The 15,003-nt window shown below is 69.5% G+C and carries 14 protein-coding genes; 4 read left to right on the forward strand and 10 right to left on the reverse strand.

Translation table 11 applies throughout. The features are described 5' to 3' along the window. Positions 1-208 precede the first annotated feature (208 nt). From ACOJSN_RS13315 to ACOJSN_RS13325, 3 genes are all read left to right on the forward strand, one after another. Positions 209-844 (forward strand): hypothetical protein, encoded by a 636-nt coding sequence (locus ACOJSN_RS13315; RefSeq protein WP_420112985.1) that lies wholly within the window; start codon positions 209-211, stop codon positions 842-844. Next, positions 841-1,455: a hypothetical protein gene (locus ACOJSN_RS13320; protein ID WP_420112986.1), complete on the forward strand. Its 615-nt coding sequence runs from the start codon at positions 841-843 to the stop codon at positions 1,453-1,455. Before ACOJSN_RS13315 ends, ACOJSN_RS13320 begins: the two co-directional genes overlap by 4 nt. Before the next feature lie 69 nt (positions 1,456-1,524). Next, complete coding sequence (locus ACOJSN_RS13325) at positions 1,525-2,619, forward strand: GntR family transcriptional regulator (protein ID WP_420112987.1); 1,095 nt, start codon at positions 1,525-1,527, stop codon at positions 2,617-2,619. Positions 2,620-2,630: 11 nt separating this feature from the next. On the opposite strand, the gene ACOJSN_RS13330 is transcribed toward ACOJSN_RS13325, so the two are convergent. From ACOJSN_RS13330 to ACOJSN_RS13370, 9 genes are all read right to left on the reverse strand, one after another. Then, a complete protein-coding gene (locus ACOJSN_RS13330) occupies positions 2,631-3,752 on the reverse strand; it encodes a glycoside hydrolase family 76 protein (protein ID WP_420112988.1) in 1,122 nt (373 codons plus the stop codon). Next, positions 3,749-5,050, reverse strand: a complete 1,302-nt coding sequence (locus ACOJSN_RS13335; RefSeq protein ID WP_420112989.1) for a glycoside hydrolase family 125 protein — start codon at positions 5,048-5,050, stop codon at positions 3,749-3,751. Before ACOJSN_RS13335 ends, ACOJSN_RS13330 begins: the two co-directional genes overlap by 4 nt. 38 nt (positions 5,051-5,088) lie before the next feature. Further along, on the reverse strand, positions 5,089-5,661 hold the full coding sequence (locus ACOJSN_RS13340) for a GNAT family N-acetyltransferase (protein ID WP_420112990.1): 573 nt from the start codon (positions 5,659-5,661) through the stop codon (positions 5,089-5,091). Between the two features lie 67 nt (positions 5,662-5,728). Beyond that, positions 5,729-8,011 carry a family 78 glycoside hydrolase catalytic domain gene (locus ACOJSN_RS13345; protein ID WP_420112991.1) on the reverse strand — a complete coding sequence of 761 codons (2,283 nt, stop codon included), beginning with the start codon at positions 8,009-8,011 and terminating at the stop codon, positions 5,729-5,731. Beyond that, positions 8,008-8,907 (reverse strand): carbohydrate ABC transporter permease, encoded by a 900-nt coding sequence (locus tag ACOJSN_RS13350; RefSeq protein ID WP_420112992.1) that lies wholly within the window; start codon positions 8,905-8,907, stop codon positions 8,008-8,010. The genes ACOJSN_RS13345 and ACOJSN_RS13350 overlap by 4 nt, the downstream gene beginning before the upstream one ends. Continuing rightward, a complete protein-coding gene (locus tag ACOJSN_RS13355) occupies positions 8,904-9,815 on the reverse strand; it encodes a carbohydrate ABC transporter permease (protein WP_420112993.1) in 912 nt (303 codons plus the stop codon). Before ACOJSN_RS13355 ends, ACOJSN_RS13350 begins: the two co-directional genes overlap by 4 nt. After that, positions 9,815-11,341 carry an ABC transporter substrate-binding protein gene (locus ACOJSN_RS13360; protein ID WP_420112994.1) on the reverse strand — a complete coding sequence of 509 codons (1,527 nt, stop codon included), beginning with the start codon at positions 11,339-11,341 and terminating at the stop codon, positions 9,815-9,817. The genes ACOJSN_RS13355 and ACOJSN_RS13360 overlap by 1 nt, the downstream gene beginning before the upstream one ends. A 149-nt stretch (positions 11,342-11,490) precedes the next feature. Further along, positions 11,491-12,507: a LacI family DNA-binding transcriptional regulator gene (locus ACOJSN_RS13365; protein WP_420112995.1), complete on the reverse strand. Its 1,017-nt coding sequence runs from the start codon at positions 12,505-12,507 to the stop codon at positions 11,491-11,493. 159 nt (positions 12,508-12,666) lie between these two features. Continuing rightward, positions 12,667-13,224, reverse strand: a complete 558-nt coding sequence (locus ACOJSN_RS13370) for a TetR family transcriptional regulator (protein ID WP_420112996.1) — start codon at positions 13,222-13,224, stop codon at positions 12,667-12,669. A 37-nt stretch (positions 13,225-13,261) separates the two neighbouring features. Here ACOJSN_RS13370 and ACOJSN_RS13375 point away from each other — a divergent pair, with 37 nt between their 5' ends. Then, positions 13,262-14,440, forward strand: coding sequence for an FAD-dependent oxidoreductase (locus ACOJSN_RS13375; protein WP_420112997.1), 1,179 nt, complete (start codon positions 13,262-13,264; stop codon positions 14,438-14,440). Positions 14,441-14,461: 21 nt separating this feature from the next. Here the strand turns inward: ACOJSN_RS13375 and ACOJSN_RS13380 are convergent. Next, positions 14,462-15,003: ribonucleotide-diphosphate reductase subunit beta (locus tag ACOJSN_RS13380; protein ID WP_420112998.1), on the reverse strand; the 542-nt coding region annotated here is incomplete at its 5' end.

Below are 15,003 nucleotides of genomic sequence, written 5' to 3' on the forward strand. Positions count from 1 at the left end.
GGCCAGGGCTTGAGAACGCCAGCGGGCCGTCACTCCTCGTGTATCGACTCCCCCGCACGCCTGTGTAAGAGCGGCGGGGCACACCGTGGTGGGGCGGCCAGCCGCACCACCACGTTCGGAGCTGCCCGGCTGTCGCCGACCCATCAGTCCGGCGCACGCTGGCGTCACGGTGGGTATCGACCCCGCCGATCCTGGACGGAGAACTCTCATGATCGCCTCATCCACCGGCGTGGTGGCGGCCCCTCCCGCCACGTTGCCCGGATTCTTCAGGGCCGCGATGGCGGCGGCTCCCGTGCTCCTGCTCGCGAGCACGGTCGCGTTCATCACGCTGGGCGCGGGCATCAACCACGGACTGGTGGGCGGCGTGGTCACGATCTGGTCGGTGTTGGCGTTCGCGGTCGCGTTCGTCGGTTGTGCGCGGATCCTCGAGCTGAGGATGCCGCGCGGTTCACGGTTCGTGACCTTCGGAGCCGCGGCGCTCGCTGTCGGAGGTGCTGCCTTCGGCATCGACGCGATCTATGCGGACGTCCTGCTCACCGACCACCAGATCGATGCCGCGGCCGCGGTCGACGCACACCCGCTCTCGGCACTCGCCTACCTGCCCTGGGGCTGGTTCATGCCGATCACGTGCATCGTGACGGGAGCGCTGCTGTGGCGGGCCCGGCTGCTGCCGTGGTGGCACGGCCTGGCCTTCGCCCTCGGCGGGGTGCTGTTCGTGACCGGCCGCCCGGCACGCATCGACGCGGTCGCGATCATCACCGACCTGGTACTGATCGCTGCGTTCTGGCTGCTGGCGATGCGTCCTCCGACCGGCACAGCACCCGAGCGGAGGGCCGAGGCATGACCCTCACCCAGCCCGCCGCGATCGCGTCCCGGACCGCCGGGCGGCGGCCCGCGTGGCGGACGGCCGCAGTCGGTGCCGTCTGCGGGCTCGCCTGGGCAGGGGCATTGCGGGCGGTCATGGCCGAGCTCGCGCAGCCCTCGCGGGTGGCGTGGTCGGGGACGTTCGCCGGGGTGTTGATTCCCGGCGCGGTCACCGGCGCGCTGCTCGCGGTCGCGTCGGCGCGCGGTGCTGAGGATCGCACCGAGCACATGCGGTGGTTCACCCTGGCCCCGCTCGCCTTCGTGGTCGGGATCGTGGTGCAGCCCGGCTTCTTCGCCTCGCTCAGGGGCGACGGACTGGGGGTCGGTGGGCTCGCCTTCCCCGCCCTGATGATCATCGGCGGTTTCGCGGTGGGCGGGCGGGGATGGGGCTGGCTGCGCGCGATCGGCGGAGTGCTGGCGGCGGCGTTCGTGGTGGCGCTCGTGGTCTCGCTGCCGATGATCGCCGGGCCGGCATTGGCGCTGACGGAACCGCGCGGTGCCTGGGTGGCCTCGCTTGCTGCGTCACTGACGGTGCTGGCGGTGCTGGCCGCGTCGATCCCGTTCCGGCACGCCCGACGGCCGGGCGCGTAGTACGTCGACGACCGAAGCGATGGGAGGATGACAACCGACATATCGATTGCGTTCAGAAGGGACCGGTCCGTGGCGGAGGCGTTGTACACGCAGGTGCACGAGGCGCTCCGCCGTCGGATCCGTGAGGGAACGATCGCCGTGGGCGACCGGCTGCCGTCGCAGGAGGAGCTCACCGAGGAGTTCTCGGTCAGCGCGATCACGATCAAGCGCGCGCTGGACATGCTGCGTGACGAGGGGTTCGTGGTGCGCCGGCCCCGCATCGGCACGGTGGTGGTCTCGCAGCGGCCGGAGCGCGACCAGTCCGCGGGAGGGACGCTCGTGGGCTACGTGGTTCCCGGCTTCGACGACGCGTTCGGCACCCGCGTGCTCAGTGGGATCCTGGCGCACGCCGAGGAGCGTGCGCATGTGGTGGTCGGCGCCTCGCACGGCGATGCTGACCGCGAGCAGCGGCTGATCGAGTCGCAGCTGGAGCGAGGTATCGACGCGCTGGTGCTGCTGCCCTCCTCGTCGGACTTCATCCCGCCGGCGGTGGTGTCACTGGTGGGCCGCCGGTTCCCGATCGTCATCGTGGACCGTACGTTGGCCGGGACACCGGTGAGCACGGTGACCTCCGACAACGTTGCCGGCGGCAGGCGCGCCGCCGCGCACCTGTTCGATCTGGGCCATGAGCGCATCGCGCTGGCCCTGTCACCGAACCGAGTCTCGACACTCGACGAACGTCGTCGCGGTTTCGTCGCTGCCCACGCCAGCCACCACGTGCGACTGGGCCGCGACGCGATCTACGACGACGTCCGTTCGGTCGTCCCCGGCAGCACCACCCCCGCAGACGACGACGTCGAGCGCCTGGCCGCCTACCTCACCGACCACCCGGACATCACCGGGGTGGTGGCCGGCGAGTACCACTCGGCGCGCCTCGTGCTGCAGGCCGCTCGTCGCGCCGGCCGCGACGTGCCGACCGACCTGTCGATCGTGTGCTTCGACGCACCGCCGGAGTTCGTCGACGCCGCGATGCCGTTCACTCACATCGAGCAGGACCAGTACGCCCTCGGCGCCCGGGCACTCGATCTCGCTCTGGAGCAGCTCGCCGACCCGGCCTCGGTGCGCCAGGAGCGGGTCCCCGTGACCCTCGTCGAGGGCAGCTCCACCGCGTCGCGGAGCGACTGACAGCTCCCCGGTCAGTGACCTCCCGGGAGCGACGCGCGCGCCTCGGTGGCCATGATCGCGCTCAGGTGTGTCGAGTACCCGACCTCCCGCGGTGCGGGCCGGCGCCAGTCGTCGCCCGGCCGCAGCACCAGCTCGTCCGGGGCGTGCGCGGGTGCGGCGTCGGCCGCGCCTGCGGCGGCGAGCGTGGTGGTGCCGTGGCGCCAGAGTGCGTCCGTGCTGCTGCACACGAGATCGTGCACCGCAGGCACGTCCCGCTCGGCGAGCAGCTCGCGCGCGTACCGGTACCAGATCCCTTTGAACAGGCCGGTGTCGCCGCCGTCGACATCGGGCGCGCGGTCGTCGAGGTCGGCGCCGTCACGCACGAACACCCCGTCGCGGGCGAGCTCGCGGACCGAGGTCTCTGCGGTGCGCTGACCGAGGTCGAGCCAGGACCCCTCACCGGTGGTGCGGAACAGCTCGACGCACGCCCCGATCATCAGGCCCTGGTTGTAGGTGAAGCGCCAATCGGTGTCGACGGCGTCGCCGCCCTCGCGGCCGAGCCCGTCCCACACGAAGCCGTCCTCGCGCACAAGGTGCTCGCCCAGCCAGTCCATCGCCGCGGCCGCCCGGTGCAGGCGCTCCGGCCGGCCGGTCCGGCGCGCGAGCCGGGCGCCGAGGATGATGAACGGCCCGTTCGCCGGGGTGTTCTTGTAGTCCGGCTGCTGCCGCCGCCAGCTCATCGACGGCCCGTGGATATCGGTCCACCCATGCGCGATCACGTGCTGCCAGATCTGCTCGACGTCGGAGAGCGCCTGCTCCCCGCCCGGCTCATCGGCCTCGACCAGGCGCAGCAGCGCGAGCGCGTACCAGAGCATGTCGTCCATGTAGTCGTTGAACAGGCTGCCACCGTTGCGCTCGGGGATGTTGCGCGCGGTCTCCCGTGCGGCCTCCAGCCAGCGCGGATCGCCGGTGCGCCGGTACGCATCGAGGCGGCAGTCGATGACGTGGGCGAGCCACCAGTAGTTGAAGGTGCTCTCGTCACGGACCGGGTGGGCGTTGTGCAGCAGCTGCGGCCACGGCGCACCCCAGAGCAGGTCGAGCGAGCGTTGTGCGAGATCGGCGCGCTCCGACCAGGTCTCGGGCGCGGCCGTCATGCTGATCCCGCGCCCTGCGGCACGCGGTGGCCGATCACGTCCAGCACCAGCTCGCAGAACATCGCATCGGCCCACGAGAACCACTCGCGCGTGAAGCGAGCAGGGTCGTTCGCGTCGAACGACTCGGTCATCCGGCCGCGCGCCGCGTGCGTGTCCCGGAGCATCGCCAGCACCGCGCGCTTCTCGTGCACGTCCGTGGTGGTCAGACCCTGCACGGCCGCCGCGATCGGCCACACGTATCCGGGCGGCGTGTGCGGGCTGCCGAGCCCTTCGGCGGCCGTGCCCGTCACGTAGGTCGGGTTGGCGCCGCTCAGCACGAAGGCCCGGGTGGCGCGGTAGCGCGGGTCGTCGAGCGCGACGCCGCCGGTCAGCGGGAGTGAGAGCAGGCTCGGCATGTTCGCGTCGTCCATGAGCAGGTGATTGCCGAGGCCGTCGACCTCGTACGCCCACACCCGCCCGACCTCGGGGATGTCCACGAGCCCGTGCTGCTCGACTGCCTGCTCGAGCTCGTCCGCGAGGGCGCGTGCCTGTGCACCGAGCTCGGCGTCATCGAGAACGGCGTCCGTGAGCTCGGCGAGGTCGCGCAGCGCCGCCACGGCGAACAGGTTGCCCGGGATGTTGTAGTGGTACTGGCAGGCGTCGTCGCTGGGCCGGAAGCCGCTCCACGTGAGCCCGGTCACGGCGACAGGGGTGCCGCGACCGCCCACGAGCGTGTCCGACTGTGGGCAGTCGGTGCGCTCGAAGGTGTAGTCCGACCGCGCGTCGTGGTCCTGCTCGGTGCGGATCGTCGCCACCGCGAGCCGCGCCGCTCGCGCGAACTCCTCGTCGAGGTGGTCGGTCCGGCCCGTGGCGCGCCAGAGCTGGTGCGCGAGCTGGAGCGGGAACGTCAGCGAGTCGACCTCGTACTTGCGCTCCCAGGTCCACGGCGTCATCGCGGTCGCGTCGCCCTGGTGCCCGGCACCCGTGGGTCCGTCGTTGAACGCGTTGGCGTACGGGTCGCGCAGGATCTGTCGCGACTGCTCACGCACGACGGCGGCGATCACGTCCCCGAGCCCGGGGTCGAGCGGGAGCATCGCGAGGTAGGGGCGCATCTGGGCCGCCGAGTCGCGCAGCCACATCGCCGGGATGTCACCGGTCAGAAGGAACGCTGTCCCGGCCGGTCCGTCGTCGTACCGCGAGACCGCGTCGGTCAACGTCCGACGCATCGCGGCGCCGAACATGCGGGCGGTGTCGGCGTCGAGCGCATCACTCGCGGCGGTGACCACCGAATCGAGCACACGCTCGTCGATCAGGCTCATCCCAATGCCCCTCAATAGATATATATAATAAGTGCAATTTAGCAGGTTTCACCACTCGCGCGAGACCACTCCTCGCGTGTGATCTCGTACGTCACCTCGCCCTGCTCGGAGCCGGGCAAGGGGTCCTCCCAGTCGCGCACCTCGGTGGTCACGTGCCGCATGCCGAGCTTGCGCATCACACCCCGGCTGCCGTGATTGACCGCCATGGTCTCGGCCGTCACCTTCTCCAGTCCCACGGTCTCGAAGCAGTGCCCGACGACGGCCCTCGCCCCTTCGGTGGCGAGGCCACCACCCCAGCACTCGCGACGAACACGCCACCCGAGCTCCGCCGTCGTCGGCGCCTCGATGGCGACCGGCAGCGGCGGCGAGGCCGACCACCAACCGACGAACTCGCCGTCGCGGAAGCCTGCCCAGAAACCCAGACCGACGCCGTCCGCTGCCAAGCCGACGCATACCGGTGCCCAGTGCGCGCGCGCCTCCTCCGGCGTGCGTGCGCGGCCGATGAGGTGGCGCATCACCTCGGAATCGCCGTCGAGATCGATCAGATGGGTCAGGTGCGCAGGCCGCAGCGGCTCGAGCGCGAGCCGACGTGTGCGGAGCGAGGGAAGCATCCCTCAGGTCTACCCCGATTTCACTGCCGATTCGCACACACCCGCCCCGCGGCGCCCCACGGATCGGTCAGGAGAACTCGATTTCACTGAGGCTTCGGCCCTCCGATCCGTTGTCCGAAACAGCGGTGAGATCGTCAGGTGATCCGGCTTCGGTGAACCCCCACTCACCAGTGCCGACGTCGACCGGCTCGCGATCTCGCAGCCGGACCGTGGCCGTGGTCCCCTCGGGCACCCGGACGACCAGACGGAGGCCGTCCGGCTCCTGCGACCAGGAGGCGCCGAGCTCGCCGCGAGGACCGCGCAGCCAGAAGGCGGCGTGGCGGAGGTTCCCGCGCGCGGCGGGCTCCACCTCGAAGCGGCTCCACTGCGGGCCGGCCATACGAACGCCGGCGACGCGCTCGTACAGCCACCGGGACATCGCCCCCATGAAGAAGTGGTCGAGCGAGCGCTGCTCCGGCCCCCACATCTCGAGCATCGTCGTGGCCCCGGCTTCCATCCACGCGCCCCAGCTCGGCGCCTCGCGGCCCGTGGCGACCTGGAGTGCGAGGTCGGAGTGCCCGTGCACGGTGAGTACCTCGAACAGCTCCGACAGCCCCAGGCAGCCGGCGTCGTGCCGTGCACCGTGCGCCCTGATCTCCGCGGCGAGGCGGTCCGCCACGGCCGATGCCGCATCCGGCGGGGTGATCCCGAACGCCAGCGGCAGGATGTTCGACGTCTGCCGGTAGCGGGACTCCCGTTCGCTGCGGTAGCAGCCCGCCGTCTCGTCGAGGAACGCCGCGTTGATCGCCTGTGCCAGTGAGTCGGCGGCCGTGCGGAATCGGTGCACGAGGGCGGCGTCTGCCGGGTCAGCGGTGAACAGGTCGGCTCCCACGCGCAGACCTCGCACGAGGTAACAGCTCGCCGCGATCCGCAGGTCGTCCTCCGGCGGTGTCCCCACACTCCCGGGCGCAAGGTAGTCACCGAGGATCCCGGTCACCAGTCCGTTCGCATCGACGTGCGTGAGCTCATGCTCGAGGAAGTGGACGAGGGTGTCGCGGAACCCCTCGGGAAGCGCACGGTCGCCGTACCAGGCCTGCAACCGCGACAGCAGGTAGGGGTAGACCGTGGTCCACTCCGGCGCTCGCAGGTATCCCCAGCCCGGGGTGGGCGCGATCGAGGCGAGCGCTCCGTGCTCGTCCTGGGTGTCGGCGATGTCGACCGCCCAGGCCTTCATCAGAGCCTGCAGGTCGAACTGGTGCAGCATCGCCTCGAGCGCGACGTGCACATCACCGAGCCAGCCGTTCTTCTCGTACAGAGGGGTGTCGGTCGGCAGGTGGTGGAGGTTGTTGAGGACCGTGCGACGCATCGCGGTGTCGATCCAGGTCAGCACGTCGTCGCTGCAGCTGAACGAGCTGGTCTCAGTGACGTCGCTGTGCGCATGTTGGGCCGTGAGCTCGATGTCGCTCGGGTCCTCGACCCCGTCCACCTGCACGTACCTGAAGCCCTGATAAGTGAAGCGTGGCTCCCACGCGCGGGTCCGGTCGTCGACCACGAGCTCATCGGTGGCGAACCGATCGGTGAAGACGTGCTGGTTCTGCGCCCGTGCACCATGCTCGTCGGCGGACTCGGCGTAGTGAAGGCGCACCCGGGTGCCGACGGGAACCCGCGGCAGCGCCACCCGCACCCAGCCCGCCAGCTGGATGCCGAAGTCGGCCACGAGCGGGTCACCGCCCCCGCCGCTCCAGCCGACCGGCTGTCGAGACGCCACGACCCGGATCGGCGGTCGCTCCTGCGGCGCCAACTCGCCCGCCGGCGGTTCGGCGAGCTGCACCTGGGCCCACGTGGAGGCATCGAAACCGGGCTCGTCCCAGCCGTGCGGCACCTCGCGAGCGTCGAACGACTCCCCCTCGTACAGGGAGTCGAACCGCGTCCCGCCCGTGGCCCACCGCCACGAGAGATCGGAGCCGAAGGTCCTGACCAGAGCGCCCTCGCCGTCAAGCATCTCCAGGTCGAGGCGCACCATGCGCAACCCACGCCACGGGGCCTCGTGCCACCCCCAGACGTTCGGCGTGGCCATCGCGTAGAAGCCCCGACCGAGCTCGACGCCGAGCACCGAGCGGCCCGCGGACAGGTCCACGGGGTAGCTGGAGAACGGGATCCGGCGATCGAACGCCGCGGTCCCGGACTCCAGCCGGGCGTCCGTGACGGGCGAGCCGTTGATCGTGGTGCGATGGAGCCCGAGGCCGGCGACATGCAGCACACCCCGCACCACGCCGTCGGGCACCTCGATCTCGCCTCGCAGCAGCGGCGCCGCCGGGCCGTCCTCACCCGACCCGACCCACGCACCGACCCAGGACCGCGGTGCGCTCACAGCTTCACCGCCGTCTGCGACAGCCCGGACACGAAGTACCGCATCAGCACGAGCACCAGTACCGCGATCGGCAACGAGGCGAGGCAGAACGCGGCCAGCTGGATATTGAAGCTGTCGAGGTTCGGGGACAGCGCCGGAGGTGTGAACCCGGTGATCGCGACCGAGATCGTGGAGTCGGCACCCTGGAGCACCAGCGACGGCAGCACGTAGTCGCCGTACAGGCCCACCACGTTGAGGAGCGCCAACGCGATCACGAGCGGCCTGGCAAGAGGGATCGCGATGCGAGCGAACATCCAGAGGTGGCCCGCGCCGTCGAGCTTGGCAGCCTCGAACAACTCCTCCGGGATCGACTCGATCGCGCTCCGCAGCACTACGACGCCGAGCGCCTGCCCACCCGCGAGATACGGGAAGATCAGGCCCCACGACGTCCCGATCAGGCCGAGATCCACGATCTGCACGTACAGCGGGATCAAGGTGATGAACGCCGGGATGAGCAGCAACCCGAAGATCACGAAGAACCACAGCTCCTTCTCCCGAAAGCGCGTGCGGGCGAAGGCGTAGCCGCTGGCCAGGGTGGTGATCGCGATCCCGACCACGGAGACCGCCACGATCATCAGCGTCTTCGGGTAGGCGAACCCGCTCGCCTGCCACGCGAACACGAAGTTCTCCCAGCGCGGCGCCTCGGGCAGAGCGAAGGGTGCGGCCTGCGTCTCGGGACCGCCGCGGAGCGCGTTGACGATCATGAAGTAGATCGGCACGTAGCACAGCAGCGCCGTCACGGTCAGGGCGAGGTTCGCCGGCAGCGACAGCGACCGCAGCGACGGACGCCTCCGGCCGACCGTTGTGCTGGACCGGGCGCCGAGTGCGGGCACGACTCTCGCGGTCTGGCTGGTCATGACTTCGTCCTCATCGCTCGCATGTTGATGATCGAGAGCGTCAGCACCACCACGAACAGGATCGTGCCCACGGCCATGCCGAAGCCGTAGTTCCCGTAGGTGATGGCCCGCTGGTACATGTACAGAACCGGCGTCAGGGTCGAGTTCCCCGGGCCTCCGCCGGTCAGCAGCAACGGCACCATGAGATTCTGCGTGACGCCGATGATGCTCAGCACGAGCAGCAGCTTCCACTGGCCGAACGTCAGCGGCACCTCGATCTTGATCAGCTGTGTCCATCGTTTCGCCCCGTCGAGTGCCGACGCCTCCAGCACCTCCCGAGGGATCGCTTTCAACCCCGAGTAGAAGATCAGCACGTTGAAGGCCGACACCCACGGGAAGCCGAGGAAGATCAACGCCCACAGCGCGAAGTTCGGGTCGCCGATCCACGACCGGGTCCAGGATTCCAGGCCGAGCGAGGTCAGCACCGTGTTGATCGGTCCGCTCGGCGCGTACATGAACTGCCAGATCAGCACCGACACCACGGGCGGGATGATCAGCGGTGCCGTGAACGCCGCGCGCCAGAAGTACTGCAGACGCTCCGACGGTAGCCGGAAGATCAGCTCGGCGACGATGAACGAGGGGATCATCGCCAGCGGCACCCCGAACAGCGTCCAGATCCCGACGTTCACCGCCGACTCGCGGAACGCCTGGTCCGCGAAGACGTCGATGAAGTTCTGGAACCCGATCCACTCCGGCGGGTTGAAGCCATCCCATCGCGTCATCGACGTGTACCCGGCGCGGATCGCCGGGTAGTAGCAGAAGAGAACGACCAGGATCATCGTCGGGAGCAGGAAGGCGATCGCCGTCGCGCGTTCCCGCACCCCACGCCGTAACGAGGTCCCGGCGGTGCCGGTGCTGCCCGCCGCCATCAGCTGTAGCTGTCGAAGTCGATCGGGGTGTTGCGCAGGTACTCCTCCAGGCCCTTGTCGATGATCTCCGGGAACGTCGCCTCGACTTCGTCCATCGCGGTCTGACCGAGCATGAACTGCTGGAACATCCGGCTCACCTGGTCGTGTGCCTCGGCGCTGAACTCGGTACCGCCCGAGATCGAGTAGATCGGCTGCGCGGCGAGCTCAGCCAACGCGGCCATCTCCTCCGGCGGTTCGGCGCCCGTGAACGTGGGCAGGAACGAGCCGTTCTCGTTGCAGATCTTCTCGTTCCACTCAGGGGTGCAGAAGAACTGCAGCCATGCCACCACGGCGTCGAGCTTGCCCTCCTCCTTCAGCGAGGAGTTCGAGCGCTCGCTGGAGACGTTGAACTGGAAGGCTGCCGAGGGGCCGGACACAGCGTTGGAGGAGTCGAAGGCGGTGGCGTACTGGGACGAGCCCGCCATCGACGGCCACGGGAACGAGCCGACCTCGATGTCCGACCCGTGCGCGACGACCGCGCCCGGCGCCCATGTGCCGTCGTAGATCATGGCGACGTTCTCGGCCGCGAAGTAGGACTGCGGATCGGGCGACCCGACCGGCGGGTCCGGCGGCAGCTGCATGATCGTCGGGTCGCAGTAGTCGAACAGCTGCTTGGCCACCGACCACCAGTCCAGCACCGCAGGGTTCTCTCGCGGATCGAGCAGACCCTGGTGGTAGGCGACCGCGACGTCGGTCACGGTGATGCCGGGCTCCTCCGAGAACGCGTCGATGCGCTCCAGCTCCGCCTGGTCCAGGAAGTTCCCGTAGAAGATCCGGCTGAGCCAGCCGTAGCCGCCTTCGATCGGCTGGATCGCCAGCGGGGTGAAGCCGTGGTCCTGCAGCTTCTCGCAGACCTCCAGCAGGCCGGCGAAGTCCGTCGGCGGCTCCACCCCGGCCTCCTCGAACATCCTCACGTTGTAGAAGAACGCCGTGCCCACGAAGTCGCCGTTGACCGTGTAGATCGTCTCCGCATCCGCGGCCGTGATCGCGTATACCGAGTCGTTGAGGACGTCGCGCCAGGCCGTGTTGCCCTCGATGAACGGGTTCGGCTGGTTCATGTACTCGTGCAGGTTGAGTGCCACGCCTTGCGGGAATGACGTCTTCACCGTGGAGTTCTGCTGCCACCAGACGTCCGGCAACTGACCGCCGGTCGCGGCCGTCTTCATCTGGTCGATGTCGTAGGTGTACTCGGAGCCGAGGAACTCGATCGTGATGTCCGGGTACAGCGCGGTGAACGCCTCGGCCGCGTTGGCGAACTCGTGCAGCTCGCGGGTGCCCGGCGCAAGGTTCACGCCCTCGACGCTCGGCGTGTACGCCTGAGCGCCCATCGTGATGGTGCCCTTCCACGTGAGGTCCGGCAGGCCGTCCGTGCGGGTAGGAACGGCTTCTCCGCCACCGCTGTCGTTCCCGCCTGAGCTGCAGCTCGCGAGGACGCCCGCTCCCGCGAGTCCTGCCGCTGCTCCGAGCAATGTGCGACGCGTGATCATGTCCATCTCCTTCGAAGGTCGACCGGGTTCGAGGGCGATGGCTCAACCGCCACCTCGCGGTTGAAAGGTTTTACTCGCCCGTCAGTGGAGAAATGTAGAACGTTCTACAAGCGGCGTCAAGGGAGCGCTGTCGGTGCGGCCTGCTCCCCTCAGGCGGAGTCGCGCACCCGCAGGCGGGGCGGGACCCGCACGTGGCGCGACTCCTCGCGACCCTCGATCCGCTCGATCAGCATCCGCGTCGCCAGGCTGCCCATCTCGATCGCATCCTGATCGATGCTGGTGAGGCTGATAGGCGGCAGGTCCGACGTCGGGATGTCATCACACGCGGCGACGGCCAGATCGCCCGGTGCCCGCAGACCGTGTCGCCACATCCAGCTCAGCACGCCGAGCGCTGCGATATCGGCACCGGCGTGCACCGCCGTGGGGCGTCGATCCCGCTTCATCAGCTCGACGGCGAGCCGCTCCCCGCCGGCGAGCGTCCACTCGCCGCGGACCACATCCGGGTGAAGACCATGCCGCTCCATGGCGGCGCGATAGCCCTGCTCACGCGCCGTCTCCGGGAGCCCGGTCGTGTCGACTTCCTGCGTGTGGAAGACGATCCGCTCGTGGCCCTGCGCCACCAGATGCTCCACGACCATCTCAGCGCCGCGCGCATCGTCACTACCGACCGAGTCGTAGCCCTCGCCCTGCCCGTGGCGACCCAGCAACACCAACGGGACATCGCGGGCGAGCGCCTCGAGATCCGCCACCGACATGGTCGGGGTGATGAGGATCAGCCCGTCCATCTGGCGATCCACCATCGACTTGGCCGCCTCGACCTGCGTCAACCCGTCCTCGTCGCTCAACACGATGAGAGCGCTGTAGTGACTGCGCTTGGCCTCCCGAGCCACGCCGTCGAGAAGCATGTTGACGAACGGGTTCTCCACGTTGAGCGAGGACACACCCAGAGTCCGCGTGCGCATGCGCATACCGCGTGCCGAGACCATCGGCCGGTAGCCCAACGCCTCGACGGCGGCACTCACCCGTGCGTGCATCTGCTCGCTCACGCCATAGGCGTTGCGCAGCACCTTGGACACGGCTGCCGGAGACACCTCCGCCTGGCGGGCCACGTCCACGATCGTGGGACGCTTCCCCGCGCTCGCGCCGCCGCGCTTCGAGCCGCCCACTCGCTCTCCTCCTCAGGCCCGCACGGTCGACCGACCACACCTCGGGCGTCGACCCGACGGGCAGCGCCACTGTAGCCCGCTCGACACCGCGCTCACGTCGGGGCGGCCCATGGATGGTCGGCCGCGTGCTGTCCGACCCATCACGGCACACACCTCGCTTCAGCACCCCGCCGTGACGCGCATGAGCCGCACCAACTCGGGCGCAGGCAGCCTGCTCATCCCAGGGACCTCGAGCAGGTAACGCGTCATGACCGTGCCGGCGATCGTCACCGCGAGGCGGCGGCCACGGTCGAGGCCGAGGTCCTCGACCAGAACGTCAAGCACGGCATGCTGCAGGTAGTCCGCCAGGGTGTCGCGGGTGTCGCCGGCGATCGCCTGGCGCGCGAAACCGCCGAGCGCTCGCCGGTGCTCCGGGTTCTCCCACACGGCCACGAGTCCGCGGATCAGCCGCACCGGGTCGAGCACGCCGTCACCGTCCCGGCTGGCAGCGATCACCTCGTGCGGCGCGATGGTGAGCGCGTACGCGGCGGTGAGCAGGCCCTGGCGCCCGCCGAAGTAGTAATTGACCAGCGAGTGGCTCACACCCGCGCTCGCGGCGAGCTGTCGGGTCGACCACGACACCAGATCGCCCGCTTCATAACGCTCCAACGCGACCGCCAGCAGCTTCTGCCGACCCTGCGACTGCCCGCGCGGTCGGCCTCGGCGCGAATTGACCACACTCGCATTGTCGCAGCCCACGGACGACGCTGGAACCATGACTCACATCGACACGGACTGCATCGTCGTCGGAGGCGGACCCGCCGGGCTCGTGCTCGGGCTGGTCCTCGCCCGAGCGGGCGTCGACGTCGTGGTGCTCGAGAAGCACGCGGACTTCCTTCGAGACTTCCGCGGCGACACCGTGCACCCCTCGACCCAGGATCTGCTCGCCGAGCTGGGGCTGCTGGAGGAGTTCCTCGCGCTGCCGCACGCCGACCTGCCGCGCGTGACGATGCGGTACGCGGGCAACGATCTCGTGCTCGCCGACCTCTCCCGGCTGCCCACGCGCCGCAAGGCGATCGCGTTTCTGCCGCAGTGGGACTTCCTCGACCTACTCGCCCGTGCCGGGCATGAGACCGGGCGGTTCGATCTCCGGATGCGCACCGAGGCGGCCGAGCTCCGGTTCGACGGCGACCGTGTCGCCGGGGTGGACGCGGTCGGGCCCGACGGGCCGCTGACGATCGACGCCCGCCTCGTGGTGGCGGCCGACGGGCGCGACTCCCGGATCCGCGCCGCCGCCGGGTTCACCCCGGTGTCGGTCGCCAGTCCGATCGACGTGCTGTGGTTCCGGCTGCCGCGTCAGCCGGAAGAAGCGGTCCCGTTCTTCCATGGCGGAGCCGGCACGCTCATCTGCATCGATCGCGGCGACTTCTGGCAGATCGCGTCCGTGCTCCCCGCCGGTACGTGGACGCCGTCGGAGGCCGGCCTGGCGGCGCTGCGTGCACGGGTCAGCAGGCTTGAGCCGCTGTTCGCGTCACGTCTGCAGGACCTCGCGATCGACGACGTGCACCTGCTCCGCGTGCGCCTGGAGCGGCTCCAACGCTGGTACCGCGATGGTCTTCTCGTGATCGGTGACGCCGCACACGCGATGTCGCCTGCGGGCGGGGTCGGCATCAACCTTGCCGTTCAGGACGCCGTGGCCGCCGGGCGCATCCTCGCGCCGGTACTCGCTGCCCGGCGACCGACCGAGCGCGATCTGGCGCGGGTACAGCGGCGGCGCGCCTGGCCCGCACGCCTCACCCAAGCCGTACAGCGAGGGCTGCAGCCCTCGCTGCTCGACGAGGTCCCCGACGGCGCCCTCCCCAGCCGACTGCGATGGCTCACCCGACTGCCCTGGCTACGCCACGCCGTCGGCCGGTTGGTGGGTTTGGGCGCCCGGCCGGAGCACCTGAGCTGAAGCCGGAGCAGCCCTCGACCGTCAGAACTCCCAGTCCTCATCCTCGGTGTTGACGGCCTTGCCAATCACATAGGACGAGCCAGAGCCGGAGAAGAAGTCGTGGTTCTCGTCGGCGTTCGGGGACAACGCGGACAGAATCGCCGGGTTGACGTTGGTCTGGTCCTTCGGGAACAGGCCCTCGTAGCCGAGGTTCATCAGCGCCTTGTTGGCGTTGTAACGCAGGAACGCCTTGACATCCTCGGTCAGACCCAGCGGGTCGTAGAGGTCCTCGGTGTACTGCTCCTCGTTCTCGTAGAGCTCGAAGAGCAGCTCGAACGTGTAGTCCTTGAGCTCCTGACGGCGCTCGGGCGACGCCTTCTCCAGCGCCTTCTGGTACTTGTATCCGATGTAGTAGCCGTGCACGGCCTCGTCGCGGATGATCAGCCGGATCAGGTCCGCGGTGTTGGTGAGCTTGGCGTGGCTGGACCAGTACATCGGGGCGTAGACGCCCGAGTACAACAGCAACGACTCCAGCATCGTGGAGGCGACCTTGCGCTTCTCCGGGTCGTCGCCGCGGTAGTAGT

This window comes from Pseudactinotalea sp. (assembly GCF_048594945.1).
Lineage (GTDB): Bacteria > Actinomycetota > Actinomycetes > Actinomycetales > Beutenbergiaceae > Pseudactinotalea.